This window comes from Gloeotrichia echinulata CP02 (genome assembly GCA_038087035.1).
Lineage (GTDB): Bacteria > Cyanobacteriota > Cyanobacteriia > Cyanobacteriales > Nostocaceae > Gloeotrichia > Gloeotrichia echinulata.
This window is the reverse complement of the sequence record CP051187.1, coordinates 2,950,061-2,969,034: the sequence shown is the minus strand read 5'-3', so window position 1 is coordinate 2,969,034 and position 18,974 is coordinate 2,950,061. Positions and strand designations below refer to the sequence as shown.

Annotated in this window: 15 protein-coding genes and 2 pseudogenes; 9 read left to right on the top strand and 8 right to left on the bottom strand. The window is 42.0% G+C overall.

Annotation, left to right across the window (positions count from 1 at the left end):
• Positions 1 to 545: 545 nt before the first annotated feature.
• Positions 546 to 2,369, bottom strand: coding sequence for a hypothetical protein (locus tag HEQ19_13145; GenBank protein ID WYM00327.1), 1,824 nt, complete (start codon positions 2,367 to 2,369; stop codon positions 546 to 548).
• Between the two features lie 723 nt (positions 2,370 to 3,092).
• Here HEQ19_13145 and HEQ19_13140 point away from each other — a divergent pair.
• From HEQ19_13140 to HEQ19_13130, 3 genes are all read left to right on the top strand, one after another.
• Entirely contained in the window at positions 3,093 to 4,325 is a 1,233-nt protein-coding gene (locus HEQ19_13140) for a succinate--CoA ligase subunit beta (protein ID WYM00326.1), read from the top strand.
• Between the two features lie 165 nt (positions 4,326 to 4,490).
• Entirely contained in the window at positions 4,491 to 5,372 is an 882-nt protein-coding gene (locus HEQ19_13135) for a CoA-binding protein (GenBank protein ID WYM00325.1), read from the top strand.
• 125 nt (positions 5,373 to 5,497) lie between these two features.
• On the top strand, positions 5,498 to 6,193 hold the full coding sequence (locus tag HEQ19_13130; protein WYM00324.1) for a hypothetical protein: 696 nt from the start codon (positions 5,498 to 5,500) through the stop codon (positions 6,191 to 6,193).
• Here HEQ19_13130 and HEQ19_13125 read toward each other — a convergent pair.
• Both HEQ19_13125 and HEQ19_13120 read right to left on the bottom strand, forming a co-directional pair.
• Positions 6,138 to 7,985 carry a tetratricopeptide repeat protein gene (locus tag HEQ19_13125; protein ID WYM00323.1) on the bottom strand — a complete coding sequence of 616 codons (1,848 nt, stop codon included), beginning with the start codon at positions 7,983 to 7,985 and terminating at the stop codon, positions 6,138 to 6,140. The two genes, HEQ19_13130 and HEQ19_13125, sit on opposite strands and share 56 nt — an antisense overlap.
• Positions 7,986 to 8,133: 148 nt before the next feature.
• Positions 8,134 to 8,373, bottom strand: a complete 240-nt coding sequence (locus HEQ19_13120) for a DUF4118 domain-containing protein (protein WYM00322.1) — start codon at positions 8,371 to 8,373, stop codon at positions 8,134 to 8,136.
• 212 nt (positions 8,374 to 8,585) lie between these two features.
• On the opposite strand from HEQ19_13120, the gene HEQ19_13115 reads away from it, so the two are divergent.
• The 6 genes and pseudogenes from HEQ19_13115 (at position 8,586) to HEQ19_13090 (ending at position 13,913) form a co-directional block, all read left to right on the top strand.
• A complete protein-coding gene (locus HEQ19_13115) occupies positions 8,586 to 8,921 on the top strand; it encodes a hypothetical protein (protein WYM00321.1) in 336 nt (111 codons plus the stop codon).
• Between the two features lie 108 nt (positions 8,922 to 9,029).
• Entirely contained in the window at positions 9,030 to 10,382 is a 1,353-nt protein-coding gene (locus tag HEQ19_13110; GenBank protein ID WYM00320.1) for a histidine phosphatase family protein, read from the top strand.
• A gap of 41 nt (positions 10,383 to 10,423) precedes the next feature.
• Positions 10,424 to 11,683: a dihydroorotase gene (locus HEQ19_13105; protein WYM00319.1), complete on the top strand. Its 1,260-nt coding sequence runs from the start codon at positions 10,424 to 10,426 to the stop codon at positions 11,681 to 11,683.
• Positions 11,677 to 11,922: a hypothetical protein gene (locus HEQ19_13100; GenBank protein WYL98111.2), complete on the top strand. Its 246-nt coding sequence runs from the start codon at positions 11,677 to 11,679 to the stop codon at positions 11,920 to 11,922. The genes HEQ19_13105 and HEQ19_13100 overlap by 7 nt, the downstream gene beginning before the upstream one ends.
• 4 nt (positions 11,923 to 11,926) lie before the next feature.
• Complete coding sequence (locus HEQ19_13095; GenBank protein ID WYM00318.1) at positions 11,927 to 12,562, top strand: restriction endonuclease subunit R; 636 nt, start codon at positions 11,927 to 11,929, stop codon at positions 12,560 to 12,562.
• Between the two features lie 1,141 nt (positions 12,563 to 13,703).
• Positions 13,704 to 13,913: pseudogene (locus HEQ19_13090) on the top strand (septal ring lytic transglycosylase RlpA family protein).
• Between the two features lie 136 nt (positions 13,914 to 14,049).
• On the opposite strand, the gene glgA reads toward HEQ19_13090, so the two are convergent.
• From glgA to cobW, 5 genes and pseudogenes are all read right to left on the bottom strand, one after another.
• Complete coding sequence (gene glgA / locus HEQ19_13085; GenBank protein WYM00317.1) at positions 14,050 to 15,480, bottom strand: glycogen synthase GlgA; 1,431 nt, start codon at positions 15,478 to 15,480, stop codon at positions 14,050 to 14,052.
• A gap of 176 nt (positions 15,481 to 15,656) precedes the next feature.
• Positions 15,657 to 16,628 carry a hydroxymethylbilane synthase gene (hemC, locus tag HEQ19_13080; GenBank protein WYM00316.1) on the bottom strand — a complete coding sequence of 324 codons (972 nt, stop codon included), beginning with the start codon at positions 16,626 to 16,628 and terminating at the stop codon, positions 15,657 to 15,659.
• A gap of 254 nt (positions 16,629 to 16,882) precedes the next feature.
• A pseudogene (locus HEQ19_13075) lies at positions 16,883 to 17,083 on the bottom strand (transposase).
• Between the two features lie 219 nt (positions 17,084 to 17,302).
• Positions 17,303 to 17,764, bottom strand: coding sequence for an ABA4-like family protein (locus HEQ19_13070; GenBank protein ID WYM00315.1), 462 nt, complete (start codon positions 17,762 to 17,764; stop codon positions 17,303 to 17,305).
• A gap of 98 nt (positions 17,765 to 17,862) precedes the next feature.
• A complete protein-coding gene (gene cobW / locus HEQ19_13065) occupies positions 17,863 to 18,909 on the bottom strand; it encodes a cobalamin biosynthesis protein CobW (protein ID WYM00314.1) in 1,047 nt (348 codons plus the stop codon).
• Between the last annotated feature and the right edge of the window lie 65 nt (positions 18,910 to 18,974).

Genomic DNA, 18,974 nt, shown 5'->3' with positions numbered 1-18,974 from the left:
GGAAAATACGGCAAATTATTCTGTAATAAATTACAATTTACAAGTCTCGATGCGAGAGAAGAGAACCCCAAGAGAGGGTACCCCCCAGATACAGGGTACTCCCGGAGGTGAATTGGGAGGTATCGGGAGGTGTGGCTCTTGCGTGTATAGCGTGCTTAATTATTAATGAAAGTCGATTAAATTGCTTTAATAACAAGGCTTATAGGCGTTTATGATTTGATTTTTAGTAACAGTAGCTCAAATACAAAAAATAATGGCTTTTATCGGAGCCAGGCAAGGGTTTCAAACTTATTTTTTAACAAATTCAGCACGCTAAGTACGGAAGAGCCGCGCTTACTGTTGATAAGTAGGCCCAATGGGCTAAAACATAAGAAATTAGGGACAATTGAGTAGCTGATACCAATTTGAAAAAAGAATGGGACAGATAGGGTAGGGGATCTAGGCTTTGCACCCCTACAGATTATCAATGTGTTGCCAAGATTTTTTGAATTGGTATGACTTGAAAATAAGACCCCACCCCTAACCCAATACTGCGTAGGTTTACCCTACTGTGCTGTAAGCGATCGCGTGTAAATTGGTTGTCCTTGAGAATCATAAACAGCTAGAGGTAAATTAGCATTATCACTAATTACTCCTAGAGCTTCTTGTAAGATTTGCAAATGATGGCTTCCGTCAATATTACTTGGGTTGGTCGGATTAGCATTAGGTAAGTTACTTTGCCGTGCTTGGTCATACTCAGGAGTTAACTGCACAGTAATTCCTTGACTATCTATGGTAAATGTGCAAATCCGAATTAGATTAGTACAAGTATTTGTCAAATCCCTATGGGTTTGTTGCAGACTATTAAAAACATCAAGTTTTTCTTGTGCTTGCTTGAGGGCAGCTGAATAGGGTTGAATTAGGGTCTGAGCCTGATTGTAGTACAGGCTATCACGGCTAATCTGTTTAATACGTTGCACAGCTTGACCCCAATATGTTACAGCCGCTTGCCATTGTTTTTTTTGCTCAAAGGCTTTGGCTTGCTTGGCTGTGGTCATAGCCTGTTGGTAAGTTTTGGCGCTTAATTGTTCTTGAGTAACGCGATTGCGTGCTATTGCCAGTTTCGGTTTATATTCTACTAACAAATTTTGAGCTTCTTGGTATCCTGAGCTAGTCTGGGGAATGACATTCAAGGCATTAATTACTACCTGCCAAGTAGATTTTACCTTTTGCCAGTCATTTAAGGATTTTGCCGTGGCTTCTTGCTTGGTGGCTGCATTAGCTACATCTTTGGCTGCGCTTAATTTTTTTAGCCATTTTTCGGCTGCGTGTACTTGCTGATTAGTCCCTTGTAATTTTATGCGGTAATACAGTAATTTTCCCTGCACTAACTTATAGACTTCGCTATTGGGGGCGATCGCTTCTAGTGGTGCGATGGTCTGTCGCCAGAGTTTTTGCCTGGCTTGTAATTCTTGTAAGCTATTTGCAGGTGTCTGAGTTTTCTGCACCGCCAAGGAGGCTGCTTGCAAAGCTTTGATTACCTGGTTAATTTTTTCTGCCTGTCGAGATAAACTGGCCTGGAGTTCCTCTCCTGGTTGGTGATGGGGCGACCAAGGGGGAATGGTTGTTAAAGCCAGGCTGGTTGTCTCTAGTTGTTCTTGCACTGCTAGCAATTCTTTTTCCGACTTAGCCTGACGCATCAGTTGTCTGGATTGGGTTTTTAACTGCTGGGCAGCTTGTATTTCTTTACACTCTGACAGCACACAAGGGCGAGTTGCTAAGTAAGCACCAATAGCCAACACCACAATTCCCGCCAAACCTACACCCAACACAATCGGTTTGAGTGGGCGTAATGACTTAACAGTCAACAAATCTGGCGTACCAGCTAAAGGGTCAAACCCTTGTTCTTGGGCTGTTTCATCGATAGACGCAGAATAGTTAAGCGGCGGAAAGGATATTTCTCCCTCATCTGGCTCATTTGGTCTATCATCTTGATAATTTTCCCTGACGCGGGAATTTAGATCCTGTGTGGTATGGAAGGATATTTCTTCCTCATCTGGGTTATCTAACCTAGCTTGATCATTTTCTCTGGTGCTGCAATTGAGATCCTGTTTAGCATAAGGGAGTTTCTCGCCAGAGATTCGCACAAAACATTGCACCCGCCCATAACCGGGGGTTGGTAGCATCTGCAGTGCTTCTTCGAGAACTTGAAAAATGATTTGGGTGTCCACCGTCACGGCAACTGAATGTTGAGTTAAAATCATTAACTCGTCATTGTTGAGGGCACACTTGACTTGCAAGAATTCACCAGAGGGAACTTCTGCTCGCAGTTGTTCGTGCAAAGTTTTGCCTAAAACCTGTAAATCTTGCTGTTTGACTGCTACTTTCATAGAGCGTTGTCGCTGAACTTCTATATTGTTTTTTTTATTTTCGCCAAAATCAAATTAAGGTCTTTTGTTTGTTGAATTGTAGATGCACAGTTCAACCAACCACAGCCTGAAAATCAGATTGACCAACTTTCTAACACAAATTCCGAGTTTTCAGCAAAAATCAACAATTTAAGTCACAGAATTTTTATATTACTAGATGTCACATTCCGCAATCTGACTGAAAGTAGAAATTACACATCGAAAAATGGGAATAATAATATTTTTGGGCATTTTCACTGCTGTGAACGCCACGATTAAATACCTTCCTGCTACCAAGCCTCATCTCAACCGTGGCAGTACCTTAGTTACAAACTTATCCTCAGCAGACAGGGATGGGGCATTGGGCATTGGGCATGGGGCATTGGTTAATTTTTCGGTCTCCATGCCCCATGCCCCATATCCCATGCCCTAGTCCTACAGTGTTATGTTAGTAGTTACTTAGGAGGATGGTAGTTGCTTTACAAGTTAGAAAAATTACTGATGTGATTAATCACGTATTGTTAATTACTGACAGTGAGTTGGCTGGATAAATTAATTTATCTACCCTACCAAATTCGATAAAATTGATCAGTGAAAAATAAATTTTTATAGTCGTGTAAAACTTGATTATGGAATCAAGGTGTTGCGAAAAAACAAAGACAGTACCAAAAAAAAGCTTTGGAAGTGTCAATAAAAGGTGTGTACATGGATTTATTGGAATACCAGGTTAAAGAATGGTTTGGGAAAATAGGCATTCCCGTATTGCCTTCCCAACGAATTGACCATCCCACAGATCTCAAACGGTTAAAAATTCGCTATCCGATTGTATTAAAATCTCAAGTCCATGCAGCAGAACGAGCAAAAGCTGGTGGAGTAAGGATTGTAGAAACAACCATCGATGCGATCGCCGCCGCGCAAAATATCTTTAATTTGCCGATTTGGGGTGAATTACCAGAGGTTTTGCTAGCAGAATCTAAGTATGATGTCAAGCAGGAATTTTATCTAGCGGTGGCTTTAGATACCGCTGTCTGCCGACCAGTCATTTTAGGTTGTCAAGAAGCCAACATAGACTGGGAATCAGCAGGAGAAAAAATGCAGTATGTTGTGGTTGAACAGGAATTTTCACCATTTTATGCCAGAAGACTGGCGTTGAAAATGGGTTTGCAAGGTACACTTATGCAGTCGATCAGCACTGTTGTCCAGAAAATGTACGAGTTATTTGTGCAAAAAGACCTAGACCTCGTAGAAATCAATCCCTTGGGTGTCAGTACCTCTGGTCAAGTGATGGCTCTTAATGGTAAAGTCAGAATTAATGAGCGGGCGATTGGTCGTCATCCAGAACTCGCCGAAATGGCGGCAAAACTGGTTCCATCTTATCCCAGTCAGAAACTTGACAATTTGGCCGACTGGGATGGGTTAGAAATGCCGGGTAAGATTGGCATTTTGGGCAATGGGACTGGTTCAGTAATGGCAACTTTAGATTTAGTGGCCAATGCTGGCGGTAAGCCTGGTATTTCTCTGAATTTGCGTCATAATTTGTTGACTGATACTACTCCTACTACCTTCTGCAATCGCCTAGATAAAAGTTTGCAAATTATGGCTACTGACAAAAGTATTCAGGTCATACTGATTAACCTCGTAGGTAGCATTCCCCAATCGGCACAATTTGCTCAAGTGATAGGCAAATTTCTGCAACAAGACAAAAACGAACTCAAATCACAGGTTGTACGGTCTAACGGTACTAACGGTAACAAAAGCCGTCGCGAAAACGGTTTTGTCCGCGTGGTTGTTCGTCTTGTTGGTTCTGAGTTCACCGCAGCTAAAAAATATTTAGCTTCACTCAAAACCAACGGCGATGGGCTGATAGTGGTAGAAAATTTAGATGAGGCGGTGGAAGAAGCAGTCCGTCTTAGCAAAACAATCGCTTACAAAAGGTAGATGATTGGGGATTGGGGATTGGGGATTGGGAATAAGGAAAATGATTTGGTCAATACAAGTGTTCTCGATTTTATGTAACAATAAAATCAGCGGACACTCAGCCTGTATCATCTTTATTCCCACTAGCTTCGAGCCTCTAGGTTTGTGAAATTATCGTTTTTTTTTATGAACTTAACGCCAGACAGCAAAGTGTTAATCCAAGGTTTCTGTGAATTTATATCAGCAACTCATATTGCTCAAATGAAAGCTTATGGCACAAATTTAGTTGCTGGTGTCAATCCAGGATTTGGTGGACAACAACTGTATGATCTCCCCGTATTCGATTTGGTTGAGGAGGTAGTCAGGGAATTTGGACCGATTGACACAACAATTATCTGTGTAAACCCCTACCAAGTGCTAGATGCAGCATTGGAAGCGATCGCATCTCATATCCGCCAGATTATTATCATTAGCGCTGGGGTGCCACCTTTGGATATGGTGCAATTACTTCGCAAAACAGAGTGCTGTGAAACTCTGGTGGTAGGGCCAAATAGTCCGGGGATCATTGTCCCAGGGAAAATTCTCTTGGGTACTCACCCTGCTGAATTTTATACCCCTGGTCAGGTGGGAATTGTCAGCCGCAGCACCACCCTCACCTACGAAGTCGCCTGGGAATTAACTAAAGCTGGTTTGGGGCAGTCAATTAGTGTGAGTATTGGTAGTGATGCGATTATCGGTTCGTCGTTTCTCCAATGGCTGCAAATTCTGGATGAGGATGAAACTACACAGGCGATCGTCCTAGTAGGTCAACCTGGTGGTGGTAGTGAAGAAGTCGCGGCGCGTTACATTGCTGAGGCCATTGATAAACCAGTAATTGCCTATATTGCAGGTACACATGCACCACCAGGCAAACATTGGCGTCAAACCGGCACTTTAGCAACCATTATCGGACGCGATCCTAATTTTGGTACAGCCCAAAATAAATTAACTGCTTTTAAACAAGCACAAGTTCCAGTAGCTGAACGTCCTTCGCAAATTCCCGAATTGGTAAGGAAGGGTATTACATAAACTACCTCTAATTCCATTTGATTTGCGTTCTCTCATAATGAGGAATGAGTAAGGAGTAAGGAGTAAGGAGTAAGGAGTAAGGAGTAAGGAGTAAGGAGTGGATTATTTTTTATTTTTCTTTCAACTTGTTGATTGAAGTTGTTTATATCTTAATAATTCTTTCATTACTCATTACTCCTTACTCATTACTCATTACTCATTTGTCATTACTCATTACTCATTACTCATTACTCATTACTCATTACTCATTACTCATTACTCATTACTCATTACTCATTACTCATTACTCATTACTCATTACTCATTACTCATTACTCATTACTCATTACTCATTACTCATTACTCATTACTCATTACTCATTACTCATTACTCATTACTCATTTGTCATTACTCATTACTCATTACTCATTACTCATTACTCATTACTCATTACTCATTACTCATTACTCATTACTCATTACTCATTACTCATTACTCATTACTCATTACTCATTACTCATTACTCATTACTCATTACTCATTACTCATTACTCATTACTCATTACTCATTACTCATTACTCATTACTCATTACTCATTACTCATTACTCATTTGTCATTACTCATTACTCATTACTCATTACTCATTACTCATTACTCATTACTCATTACTCATTACTCATTACTCATTACTCATTTGTCATTACTCATTACTCATTACTCATTACTCATTACTCATTACTCATTACTCATTCTTGGTAGCGATTGCTCAGTTAGATTTACTTTTTACCTATATTCTTCCAACAATTTGGGAAGATAATCATAGCCATCAACGCCAATAATGGCGATGAATTTAGGGCGATTTTGCTGTAACGCATTGCTAAAAGCTTCGTCCCCGATTTGATTTTGCAAAAGCTTGAGTAATTTCGCTGGTTTACGCCATTCTTCCGAAGCAATTTGATGCAATAAATACATTCCTAGGCTACCTGCATAAATTGCTCTGGTAAAATTTGCCAGACTATAATTTACCTCGGCTAGGTTAGCTAAATTTAACCCTTGCAAATACAAATCACCAGAAAGCTGTGCAGCTTGAAAGCCTGCTTCTAAATTTTTGATGGCGTTTTCTGGTTGTTTAATAATTTGGTAAGCAATACCAATACTGCTTAAACACAAAGCTTTACTTTGAACATCGCCTAATTTTTCTGATAAATTTAAACCTTGTTGCAGATAGTTAATTGCCATTTCATAGGTTTCAGGTTCTACGTCTGTTAGCTGTTGGGCTTGCATGACTTCGCTATAGCCTAAATTTACCAGTGCATTGGCTTCACCGGTGCGATCGCCTGCTTGGCGACTTAAAATTAATGCGCGTTGACTATGGTTTATGGCCTCAGCATAATTTTGCTCTTGGACGTAGGTCCGACTGAGGTGGTTAAGATTAGCAATTTCACAGGGGCGATCGCCTGCAAATCTTGCTATTTCTAATGCTTGCTGATGAAAATTGATTGAACGCCCATACTGTCCTAAAGCCCGCTGGGAATAACCTAAAAGTGTCAATATCCGCGCTTTTTCTTGGGTTCCCTCAACTCGGCGCAAAGGTTCATCTAAATAATCTAGCGCATTGCGTAAATAACTGCCAGAAAAAGAGGCGAAAATCCCGCCATAAAGCGGAAAATAGTCACGCTGGGCAAAATTTCGCAGAATTTGCAGCATGATTTGTGAAGCACCATTGCTGTAGATTTCCCCAATATTTTGAACCCCATTTTGAAAACCACTTGCTAACTGACTCCAAATTACAGCAAAGGTCAAGAAAGTGGAAATAGACAACTTTGAGCCGGCTTGGATATTATAAGTTTGTTGGTCGAACCAGTTAACTAATCCTCGTTGTAAATACTGTAAAATGAACGCTAATTCTACCCATTCACTGAGGGTAAAACTACGTTGCTGTTCAGCAAATTGAATTGCAGATTGTTCCATTGCTAAAGCGCGAAACAGTCCTTGGGGTAGCTCACCATTCACTTGTTTTGCCCAAGTTGCCCAAGGACCCCGTTCTCCTGGTACACCACCAAATCCTAGTTCCCGATTTTGCTCGTACATCCAGCTAACTAAGTGGTCTTTTAACCGCTGCCAAGACGCTAAACCATTGGTAATTCCAGTTGATATTTGCTGTAAATCAGAATCAGGTTGAGCAAATTGCTGTAAAGATTTTGACAATTGCTGTAACTGTTGGACAGTGAGCGGATACTTTTGATTGGGATCAGTAAAGCGTAAGAACGTGGCGAGACGCTCATCGCCAACAGCTGTGGTAATTTCTTTAACAGCATAGACAATCGCTTCCGTGGCTTTGTTGTTTTCTTGCCAGCGTTGCCATTGACTTTGAATTGTCTTAATTGCCCTTAAAATTCGGTTAGCCCTGGCTTTTTTGAGTTCATCCTGCTGATTGTCCACTTGTTGCTGAGTGGTATTCAGGCGATCGCTCAATGCTAACTCAAACACTTCCCCCGTACCAGGAGTCAACTCTTTCAGCAAGATTTGATACACCTGCTCAACAGAGCTAATCTTGCCCTTGAGGGTGGTTTCGACAATTTCATCGATTATAGCCAGGTAGCGATCGCGCAATGAAAGAGATTCTGACACTTTAGCTACTAGAGAACGTCACGTCAATTCTAATTCTAATGTGCAGAGTGAGGAGTTTTCCCCAATCCCCAATCCCCAATCCCCAATCCCCAATCCCCAATCCCCAATCCCCATTCAAATTCGTAATTATCCATTGTTTGAGAACATTCTATGCAATAATTGAGCGCCGAATTAGGAAAAAGTAGTTTATGGCTAGACTACATAAAGCAGTAGCAACCAGCCCTGATTTGATACCACCATACCAGGCACTAATTGCCACAGCAGCAAAAAATAGCAGGAAAATGGTTTGATTCAGCATTGGGTGTAGTAATAGCGTTAACAGCAATGCGCTAGCTACAGATAACACGGCTACAGTGTAAGGTACAATTCCAGGAAATATTCCTTTCAAGGCGGCTTCTCCTTTGCATCGGCTAGCTGACGATTAGCTAAACAGGGGATTCTTTTAACACTATTTTCACCTGTACAAATACACAACTAACAGTTAATTGCTATCAATCTACCTAAAGTAGTAAAAATTTATGGTTCGAGTCGGTAGGGGCGCAAGGCCTTGCGCCCCTACAGATAATCATCCATTGCTTTGTTCGTAGTTGCGCTTAGGGATTGGGGATTGCACTTCTGGTGCGGACGCTACGCGAACGGCTCCGCTCTGTTACCAGGGATTGGGGATTGGGGATTGCACTTCTGGTGCGGACGCTACGCGAACGGCTCCGCTCTGTTACCAGGGATTGGGGATTGGGGATTGCACTTCTGGTGCGGACGCTACGCGAACGGCTCCGCTCTGTTACCAGGGATTGGGGATTGCACTTCTGGTGCGGACGCTACGCGAACGGCTCCGCTCTGTTACCAGGGATTGGGGATTGCACTTCTGGTGCGGACGCTACGCGAACGGCTCCGCTCTGTTACCAGGGATTGGGGACGATAACAAATGACAAATGACAAATGACAAATGACAAATGACAATTGCTATACCAAATCCATCTAATAGACTATTCTGCAAATAGTGTGCAGTAGAATTAGTCCTTTAGATAGAGGAGGGTAAGACAGATGACTCGTGTCATCATAGTGCGCCACGGACAAAGCACCTATAACACCGAGAAACGTATCCAAGGACGCACTGATGCGTCAGAATTAACCGAAAAAGGTCGTAATGATGCCCAAAAAGTGGGCATAGCCCTGAGCAATATTTCCTTTAATGCAATTTACAACAGTCCGCTCAAACGCGCCAAACACACAGCAGATATCATCCGCAATGAGTTGGTTATATCGGACCGACAGTCTCCTGTCACCGAAATTTCTGATAAACTCATAGAAATAGACTTGCCTTTGTGGGCAGAAATGCTCAGTACTGAAGTAAAGGAAAAATTTGCCGAAGACTACCGCATCTGGAAAGAACAACCCGACGAGCTGCGAATGTTAGTTAATGATGCAGAGGGAAGCAGAGAACATTTTCCTGTATTAGCTTTGTATGCACAGGCGCGACAGTTTTGGCAAGAAATTTTGCCTCGCCATCAAGGCGAAACTATTTTGATCGTAGGGCATAACGGTATTAATCGCGCTCTGATTAGTACGGCGCTAGGTATTCCCCCAAGTCGCTACCATTCCATACAGCAGTCTAACTGTAACATTACTGTCCTCAACTTTTCTGGTAGCTTGGGGCAACCAGTCCAACTAGAATCGTTGAATCAGACGCAACACATGGGCGAATCTTTACCCACTTTGCGACCAAATCATCAAGGGGTACGATTATTGCTTGTCCGTCACGGGGAAACGGAATGGAATCGCCAAACCAGATTTCAAGGTCAAATTGACGTACCCCTCAACGATAATGGTAGACAACAGGCACAAAAAGCCGGGGAATTTCTCTGTGATGTCGCCTTTGACTTTGCTGTTAGTAGTTCCATGCTACGGCCCAAAGAAACAGCTGAGATAATTTTGGGGCACCATCCTAGTGTACAGTTGGAATTAGTTGACGGTTTAAGAGAAATCAGCCACGGACTCTGGGAAGGAAAATTAGAACCAGAAATCGAGCAAGAGTTTCCCGGAGAATTGCAAAAGTGGCGACAAGTACCAGCCGAAGTCCAAATGCCAGAAGGGGAAAATTTGCAACAAGTGTGGGAACGTAGTGTCACTGCTTGGCAATCAATTGTGCAAGCAGCATCAACAAATCAACTCAAAATTGGATTAGTAGTAGCTCACGACGCCACTAATAAAACCTTATTATGTCATATCCTTGGTTTATCACCAGAAAATTTCTGGAATTTCCGCCAAGGTAATGGTGCAGTCAGTGTTATCGATTACCCCTTTGGTCTCAATGGTTTGCCAGTATTACAAGCAATGAACATTACCAGTCACCTAAGTGGAGGTGTGCTAGATAAAACAGCAGCCGGCGCATTGTAGAAAAGTTAGGAGTTAGGAGTTAAGAAAAATAACAGACTTTTATGACTGAACTGTTGCAACAAGTACGGGTGATTGACCCAGTTTCGGGAACTGAGCAAATAGCTGATGTTTTAATTGTTGATGGTTATATCCAAGCCGTCGCTGTACAAATTGCTGATATCAGTTCTGATACTCAAATCATAGATGGTCGGGGGTTGGTTCTGGGACCTGGGTTGGTGGATTTGTATAGCCACTCCGGCGAACCGGGGTTTGAAGAACGAGAAACCCTCTCGTCTCTGTTACAAGCTGCTGCTGCTGGCGGCTTTACCAGAGTCACTATTTTACCAGATACATCTCCACCCATCGATAACCCGTCTCTTGTGGCACAGTTGCAAAAGAAGAGAGGTCGGGGGACTACTTTTCCCCATCTCAACTTCTGGGGTGCAATTACTTTAGATGTTGCTGGGAAGCAATTGACAGAATTGGCAGATTTAGCAGATGCTGGCGTTGTGGGTTTTACTGATGGTAGACCTTGGGAAAATTTGGGTCTGGTGCGGCGAGTTTTGGAATATGTGATACCTTTACGCAAACCGATAGCTTTTTGGCCTTGTGAGCGTCAATTGATGGCTAATGGGGTGATGCGAGAAGGTTCTGATGCGATTCGTCTGGGTTTACCCCCTATCCCTGTGAGTGCTGAAACTGCGGCGATCGCTGCTTTGATCGAATTGGTAGCCGCTACGGGTAATTCCTATGTGCATATTATGCGCGTCTCTACCGCTCGTAGTGTGGATTTAATCGCCACAGCCAAAGCGGCTGGTTTACCAATCACCGCCAGCACGACTTGGATGCATCTTTTACTTGACACAAAATCAATTAAGAGTTATAATACTAGCCTAAATTTAGCTCCACCATTAGGCAATGGCAGTGATGTAGCTGCGTTAAGACAAGGATTACGCACAGGTGTGATAGATGCGATCGCCGTTGACCATAACCCCTACACTTACGAAGAAAAAGTCCAGGCGTTTGCAGAAGCGCCTCCTGGAGCTATTGGTTTGGAGTTAGCATTGCCGCTGTTATGGCAGTATCTTGTAGAAACTGGGGAATTGACAGCTTTAGAATTATGGCGTGCTTTGAGTAGTCGTCCTGCAGAATGTTTAAAACAGAAGGTGAGTGCGATCGCTCCTGGTCAAAAAGCTGAACTCACTCTATTTGATCCACAAAAAAATTGGCAAGTCAACAGACAAAATCTTTATACTCTTTCGAGTAATACACCTTGGTTAGGACAGCAGATTTCGGGTAAGGTTTTACAAATTTGGTGTTAAGTATTTGTCATTTGTCATTTGTCATTGGTCATTACTCATTACTCATTACTCATTACTCATTACTCATTACTCATTACTCATTACTCATTACTCATTACTCATTACTCATTACTCATTACTCATTACTCATTACTCATTACTCATTACTCATTACTCATTACTCTTTGTCATTTGTCATTTGTCATTTGTCATTTGTCCCCAGTTCCCAATCCCCAATCCCCAATCCCCTAATTACCTAAGATTATGACAATTCTTAATGCTCGTAATTTATCGCTACAAGATTTACAGCGTCTTTTCGGCTTTCAAGAACAATACAGCGACTCGTTTACCCAATATTTATCTTTAGAACCACTTACAGAAACTCAACAGGAAGAAGTTGCAGAAATACGTAATGACTTTCGCCGTTATCTCTCAACTGGTAAAGTTTCCGAAGGACAGGTGAAGTTTCTTGTGCTTGCTCCTTTGCTGCGATTAGCTGGTTTTTATCGTTATCCTATCGAGATTATTTTAGAAGAGGATATAGCAGATATTGAAATTGAAGATGAAGATACAACAGTTAAAGGTAGGATGGATATCTTAGCTGTTACTAAAGCTAAAATCAACAAAAATAATGTTTATTTTTGGGTACTTTTGATTGAATCCAGAAATAGTCAAATTGATGTTTTAACAGGTTTACCCCAATTATTAACATACGCTCATAAAAGCTTAGAGCATCAGCAATCAGTTTGGGGTTTGACGACAAATGGTAGAAGTTATCAGTTTGTATATATGCAACAAGGTAATACCCCTATTTATCAATTGATGCCAGAATTAAATTTAATGGAATCTCTGCGTGCTGTTGAATTGTTACAAATACTCAAAGCTATTTGTCAGCTATAAGATAAAGAACCACCAAAAAATAAATTACCTAATATTTAACTACTCCCTTCCCGCTGGAAGATTACCGTTCGCGGAGCGTCCCGTAGGGAAATAATTTTTATCTCACGCAAAGGCGCAAAGGCGCATTCGCGCAGCGTCTCGCAGAGAAGAAGGAAAATTATAGGTAATCTTAGACCGAGAAGGGAGTAATGACGAGCAAAGCCTGTAGGGTTAATTTGCGCCGACTTATTTAGTATACATGCTCTTATGTAATACAGTAGTATTTAAAATACAAAACTTAAAAAAGCATGATTTGTAAAAATTTTGCCTATTGACTACGCATTGAAATGTGATACATTGACTAATGTCAATTGAATAAATCTGTGTACGCAATTCATTCAACCGCCTAGAGAATATCGCAAAAATTTGTGGGTTTTATAGGTAATAAATGCTTGAATTTGTGTTGCTTTATTTTTGCAATTGATAAAAAACTAATTCCGCTGGGCCCAATTACAGCATCTTCCTGTAAATAGACCATGCTTTTGGGGTGAAAAGCCTTACGCCCCTAAGAGGATCTGTGGTTATTGCGTGAAAATTGCTGTAAGAGTTCAAACTGTGTTTGTAGTTGCATAACAATTTTCTCTTGGGTATGGTTAATCTATTTCTGCGTTTGGGTTACTAACCTAAAACTCTCTGGACTTAGTTTCCAAGTTTGTGTTTGTCTGTTATAGCTACTAACAAAAAGTAAATGTAGACCGAGTTCGAGTTTTCGCAGAAGTGTGGCTGACTTTAGAGGTTTCAAATTCTAGGAATGCTGAAATCTCAGTTGTTCAATTACTTTTAATTCGGAAACATGAATCAAAGACATTTGTTGACTGTTATCACCCTATGTAGTGGTGTGTTGGGAATATCTTTAATTAGTCCAATTCTAATTAATTCTGAAGCAGCTTTAGCTTCTTCGCGCCAACAAAATGGTGATGTAGTCAAGGTGGGAGAATACCAATCTCCTATAGATGCGGTAGACTCTAATGATGTGATTTCTCCGACCGATATTAACGATTCGGTGAGTGCTAATCGCCAGAAGCGTATTGCGTATAAACGGGGAACAAGACAACGACGAAGATCCTCCCAGGGGATAGCTTCCTACTATGGTAGTCATAATTCATTGACTGCGGCTCATCGCTCTTTACCATTTGGTACAAGAGTACGTGTAACTAATGCTAACAATGGTCGTTCTGTGATTGTGCGAATTAATGACCGAGGCCCATTCATTCGTGGTCGAATTATTGATCTTTCTGTTGCTGCTGCTAGCAGGTTGGGAATGATTGGTAGTGGTATTGCGCCGGTCAGTCTGGAAGTTTTAGGAAGGTAATTTTTGTTGCGCCGCAATTGTGAAAATCTCCGTGAGGCTGGGTAATAACCAGCCTCACTTGAAAATAAGACCACACCCCTAACCCCTCCACCACGAGATGGAGGGGAATAGGAAGTTTTTTCAAGTTTCCTGATGCTTACTTAGGGGTTGCTGAAATTAGTTCTGGTTGTGGTGTTGGTTCTTCGTCTTCATCAGGTAAACCGTAAATGGATCTGTAAAGATTGACATACTGTTTAGCAGATCGATACCAACTAAAGTCCTCACTCATACCACGTTTTTGTAATTCTTGCCATTGGGGTTTGAAGCGGAAGCCTTCCCAAGCGCGGATCATACAGGTGAATAGGTCTAAGGGTTCATAGCGGTCAAAGCAATAGCCAGTACCACATACATTAATTGGGTCGTAGTGTGATACGGTGTCAACTAATCCACCTGTGCGGCGGACAATGGGTACGGAACCGTAACGCAAAGCCATCATTTGGCTAATACCGCAAGGTTCAAAACGACTCGGCATTAAAAAGGCGTCAGTACCAGCGTAGATGCGACGAGATAGGGCATCATTATACAGTAGGTAGGTTGCCATGCGTCCAGGATAGCGGGATGCTAATTGCCACATTTGAGTTTCATAGTAGCGATCGCCTGTTCCCAGCAAGACAAACTGAGCATCTGTATAAGCCATAAAGCGATCCAGGATTTGCAATACCAAATCCAAGCCTTTTTGCTCGACTAACCTTGTCACCATCCCAATTAAAAAGGCATTGGAATTAACTTCTAATCCCACTTCTTCTTGCAAGGCTATTTTATTAGCTTTGCGTTTATCTAGGGTATCAATACTAAAGGGTTGAGCGATATATTTATCATTTTCTGGCTCATATACTTCCGTATCGATACCGTTGACAATTCCAGATAACTTACCGCTGATAAAAGATAGCAACCCTTCTATTTTTTCACCGTAAGTAGGTGTTTTAATTTGCTCGGCATAAGTCGGCGAAACCGTATTTACCCTGTCAGCAAATTGCACTGCAGCCGCCATTGTGTTATGTCCTTGCATATACCAAGGACACCAAGTAATTTTATCTAAATACCAACGCCACGGCCCTTGATAAGCCAGGTTATGAATGGTAAATACGCTGGTAATATCTGGGTCTTGATTCATCCACACAGGAATCATCCCTGTGTGCCAATCGTGACAATGGACAATTTGTGGCTTCCAATAATTCCAGCAAAATTCTGCAGCACCATTAGCAAACAAGGTGAACCGCCAATCTTCATCATCTCCCGAATAAATGCGCCGGGGCGTAAAGGCGGGATGTCCAAACAGGTACAAGGGAACATCAGTACCAGGTAGAATACTTTCGTAAACAGCAAAATTCTGGAACATAGCATATCCCGACCAGATGGGATCTGAGGGAATTTGCATTTTATCTGGGAGAAAGCCGTAGTAAGGCAAGAATATCCGCACATCATGGCCCATTTTTCTCAATATTTTGGGTAATGCTCCCACAACATCACCCATTCCCCCGACTTTCGCAACGGGAGCCGCTTCTGCTGCTACAAATAGAATCCGCATGGTAGTTTTAGTTTCCCCGGTTCTGTCAATATGATTTTGCCATCATTTTTGATCTAATCACAGAACGTAGCGGGATGTGGGAAACTGCGTCAGATATCACAAATCTGTTGCTTATCACCAATTTATGAAATCTGGCGCACCCTGACTTGAAAATAACACCCCACCCCTAACCGAATTTAAGAACCCCGCTTAATTTCGGTAAAGATTTGCTCTAATATTTCTTGCGCTCCTTTTTGGCGTAAAATGGTTGCGAGTTCATTGCCTAGCTTTTCGGCGTCACTAGTTTTTCCGGTGACGGTATCTTGAACCAGATTTTGACCGTCTACGCTGGCAACTATCCCTGTCAATGTTAATTCGTGACCATTGATTTCTGTATTAACACCGATAGGAACTTGGCAACCGCCTTCGAGGTCGCGCAAGAAAGATCTTTCAGCCAGACAGCGATCGCGTGTTTGGGGATGTTCAATAGCTTTGAGTAGGGAGATCAATTCTATATCATCAGTACGGCATTCTATACCCAATGCGCCTTGACCAACGGCGTGGAGAGAAATTTCTTTGGGGATAATTTGGTGAATGCGATCGCCCATTCCCAAGCGTTCTAATCCTGCTACTGCCAAAATTAAAGCATCATACTCTCCATCATCCAGTTTCGCCATGCGTGTATTCAAATTTCCCCGCACATCTTTAAAGCTAAAATGGGGGAAATAATGGCGTAACTGTGCTAGTCTTCTGAGGGAAGATGTACCGATGACCGCACCCTCTGGTAAGGTATCGATTTGCTGGCCTCTGTGCTTTTCATGGAGTACCAGCGCATCTGCGGGATTTTCCCGTTCAGTAATTGCTGCCAATGTTAACCCAACTGGTAAATTAGTTGGCAGATCCTTGAGGGAATGAACCGCAAAGTCAATCTCGTTGTTGATCATCCCCAGTTCTAGCTCTTTGGTAAATAGTCCTTTATCACCAATTTTGGCTAACGCTACATCCAGGATTTTGTCGCCTTGGGTAGACATGGTGTGGACTTCAAAAGTAAGATCAGGAAAGCTTTTCTGGAGTTGCTCTTGTACCCAGTAGGTCTGAACCAGAGCGAGTTGGCTTTTACGAGAACCGATGCGAATCGTACGTGGGGGACTAGAAACAGATGAAGTCATAAAACAATATGTCAAACCAGGCGATAAATTCACTCTGAATCTAGACTACCGCAGTGAGTGACCCATCGGATTATAATTCGGTTGATCTGGCTAAAAACCAGATTCACTCTAGGGATTGGGGATTGGGGATTGGGGATTGGGGGCACAATGTGCGCTCCGACGCCTGAAAAGTGCGCTAAAAAAATATCGGATACCCTTAATGCTGGTGCAATTCCAGCCTTTGCTCATTACTGTGAAAGACGGTTCTTGCGTACTTAGCGTGCTAAATTAATATTATAATGCCAAGAAAGTAAAGCTCTAATTTCAAAATTGCGAAAATTTCTCAAACCAAATCCACTTCTTTTTATCAATTTTAATTTATTATTTATTCCTTCTACTACTCCATTAGTAGTTTTTCTTTCAAAATATCCTATTATCTCTCCAAACCATCGCTTAATTGTCTTAACACTTTTGGTTCTTGCGTACTTAACGTGCTAAATTTTTAATTACAGTCGATAACTTTGTTTTAAAATCAAGGCTTACAGGCGCTTATAGCCAAAATTTTAATCATCAGACCTAAAAGGCAGTAAATAATGGCTGTCATCTTATCCCAGCAAGGATTTCAAGCTTATTTTTCAACATATTTAGCACGCTAAGTACGCAAGAACCGATTTTTCGCCCCGTGGGGATTCAACTTACTCGACAGCTACTGTCGTCGCCTCAGATTGTTGAAATTTCGGGATAAATGTCGTAGCAATCCAGTAAGTCAAGATGTGAGACAGGACTCCTAAAGGACCTGCAAACAAACATAGGGACAGGGAATGAAATGTCCAAATGCCTGTTTTTTGCCCTTCCCAATAAATCCAGCGACCGGCAAGCAAATCCATCACCAAAAAATGAATCCAACCTGTTGCAGCAGCTGTTTCATTGGCAAAAAATCGAGCAATATCAGCTAATTGAGGGTTGGATAAAGCTTGGGCATTTTCAGGCGTAATGCTGCTGACAAACAAATATAAATACGCCCCAGCTAACGGTACAAAGGGTAGATATGATTCCATTACCCGCTTGGTCACTTTCCAATTTGGCAGGAAAATAATTAATGCCCAAAATGGTATTACGAACAAATTTGCAATGTTAAATAGTTGAGTAATTGTCATCGATCTAAATATAAAACTCGGTCTGATTTCCTAGATACTCTTGACACGGCAATGCCGTGCTGGCTATTTTAGCACTATTGGTCATTCGATACAATTAATTAATCACAAAAATTATCAACCATTGACTCGATTTCTGAGGCTTTCAAATCACGACCGATAAATACTAAGCGGGTTTGTCTGGCTTCTTCTGGTTGCCAAAGGCGATCGTAAAATTGATCAAATCTGGTGCCTACGCCTTGAATCACAAGACGCATGGGTTTATTCGGTACGGCGACAAAGCCTTTAATTCGGTAAATTTCTTGTTGGTTTACCAGTGCTTGCAACTGTTTTTGCAGCTTATCTGGGTCGAAGGCACGATCTAAAATGAGGTGGGTTGAGGTGATTTCGTCGTCGTGGTCGTGGTCTTCTTCGGTGTCGTGATGACTGGGACGGCTATCTAAATCGTCTTCGACTGCGGCTTGGAATCCTAATAAAATAGATGCATCGAGTTGACCGCGATCGCTCTCGACTATCTTCACCACTCTGGGCAATTCTTGTTTAATTAATTCCTCAACCTGTGCTTTGGTCTGGATATCTACTAAATCAGTTTTATTTAATACCACCAAATCTGCACAAGCTAGTTGGTCTTCAAATAGTTCTTGTAAGGGTGTTTCGTGTTCTAGGCTATCATCTGCTTGCCGTTGGATGGCGATCGCTTCTGGATTGCTGGCAAATGTTCCCGCTGCTACCGCTGCACAATCTACTACGGTAATTACTGCATCCACTGTTGCACCGGCGCGAATTTCTTGCCAGCGAAAGGCCTTGACTAGGGGTTTTGGTAAGGCTAACCCAGAGGTTTCAATCAATATACAGTCGATGCTATCTCGCCGTTTGAGTAACTGTTGCATCGTCGGTAAAAATTCTTCCTGGACGGTGCAACATAAGCAGCCGTTAGTTAATTCAAATATATTACTTCCTTCATTGCCATCTTCGGGGCAAATCTGACAGGATTTTAACAATTCGCCATCAATACCGAGTTCGCCAAATTCGTTGACTAAAACTGCAATGCGGCGTCCTTGGTTGTTTTGTAGCAAATGACGAATTAGGCTGGTTTTACCACTGCCTAAAAAGCCTGTGATAACAGTGACAGGAATTTTGGTAGCCATTGTTTAATTGAACTGGGGATTGGGGATTGGGGAAGAATGAATAAGAGGCTGTTTGCATTTTCTCT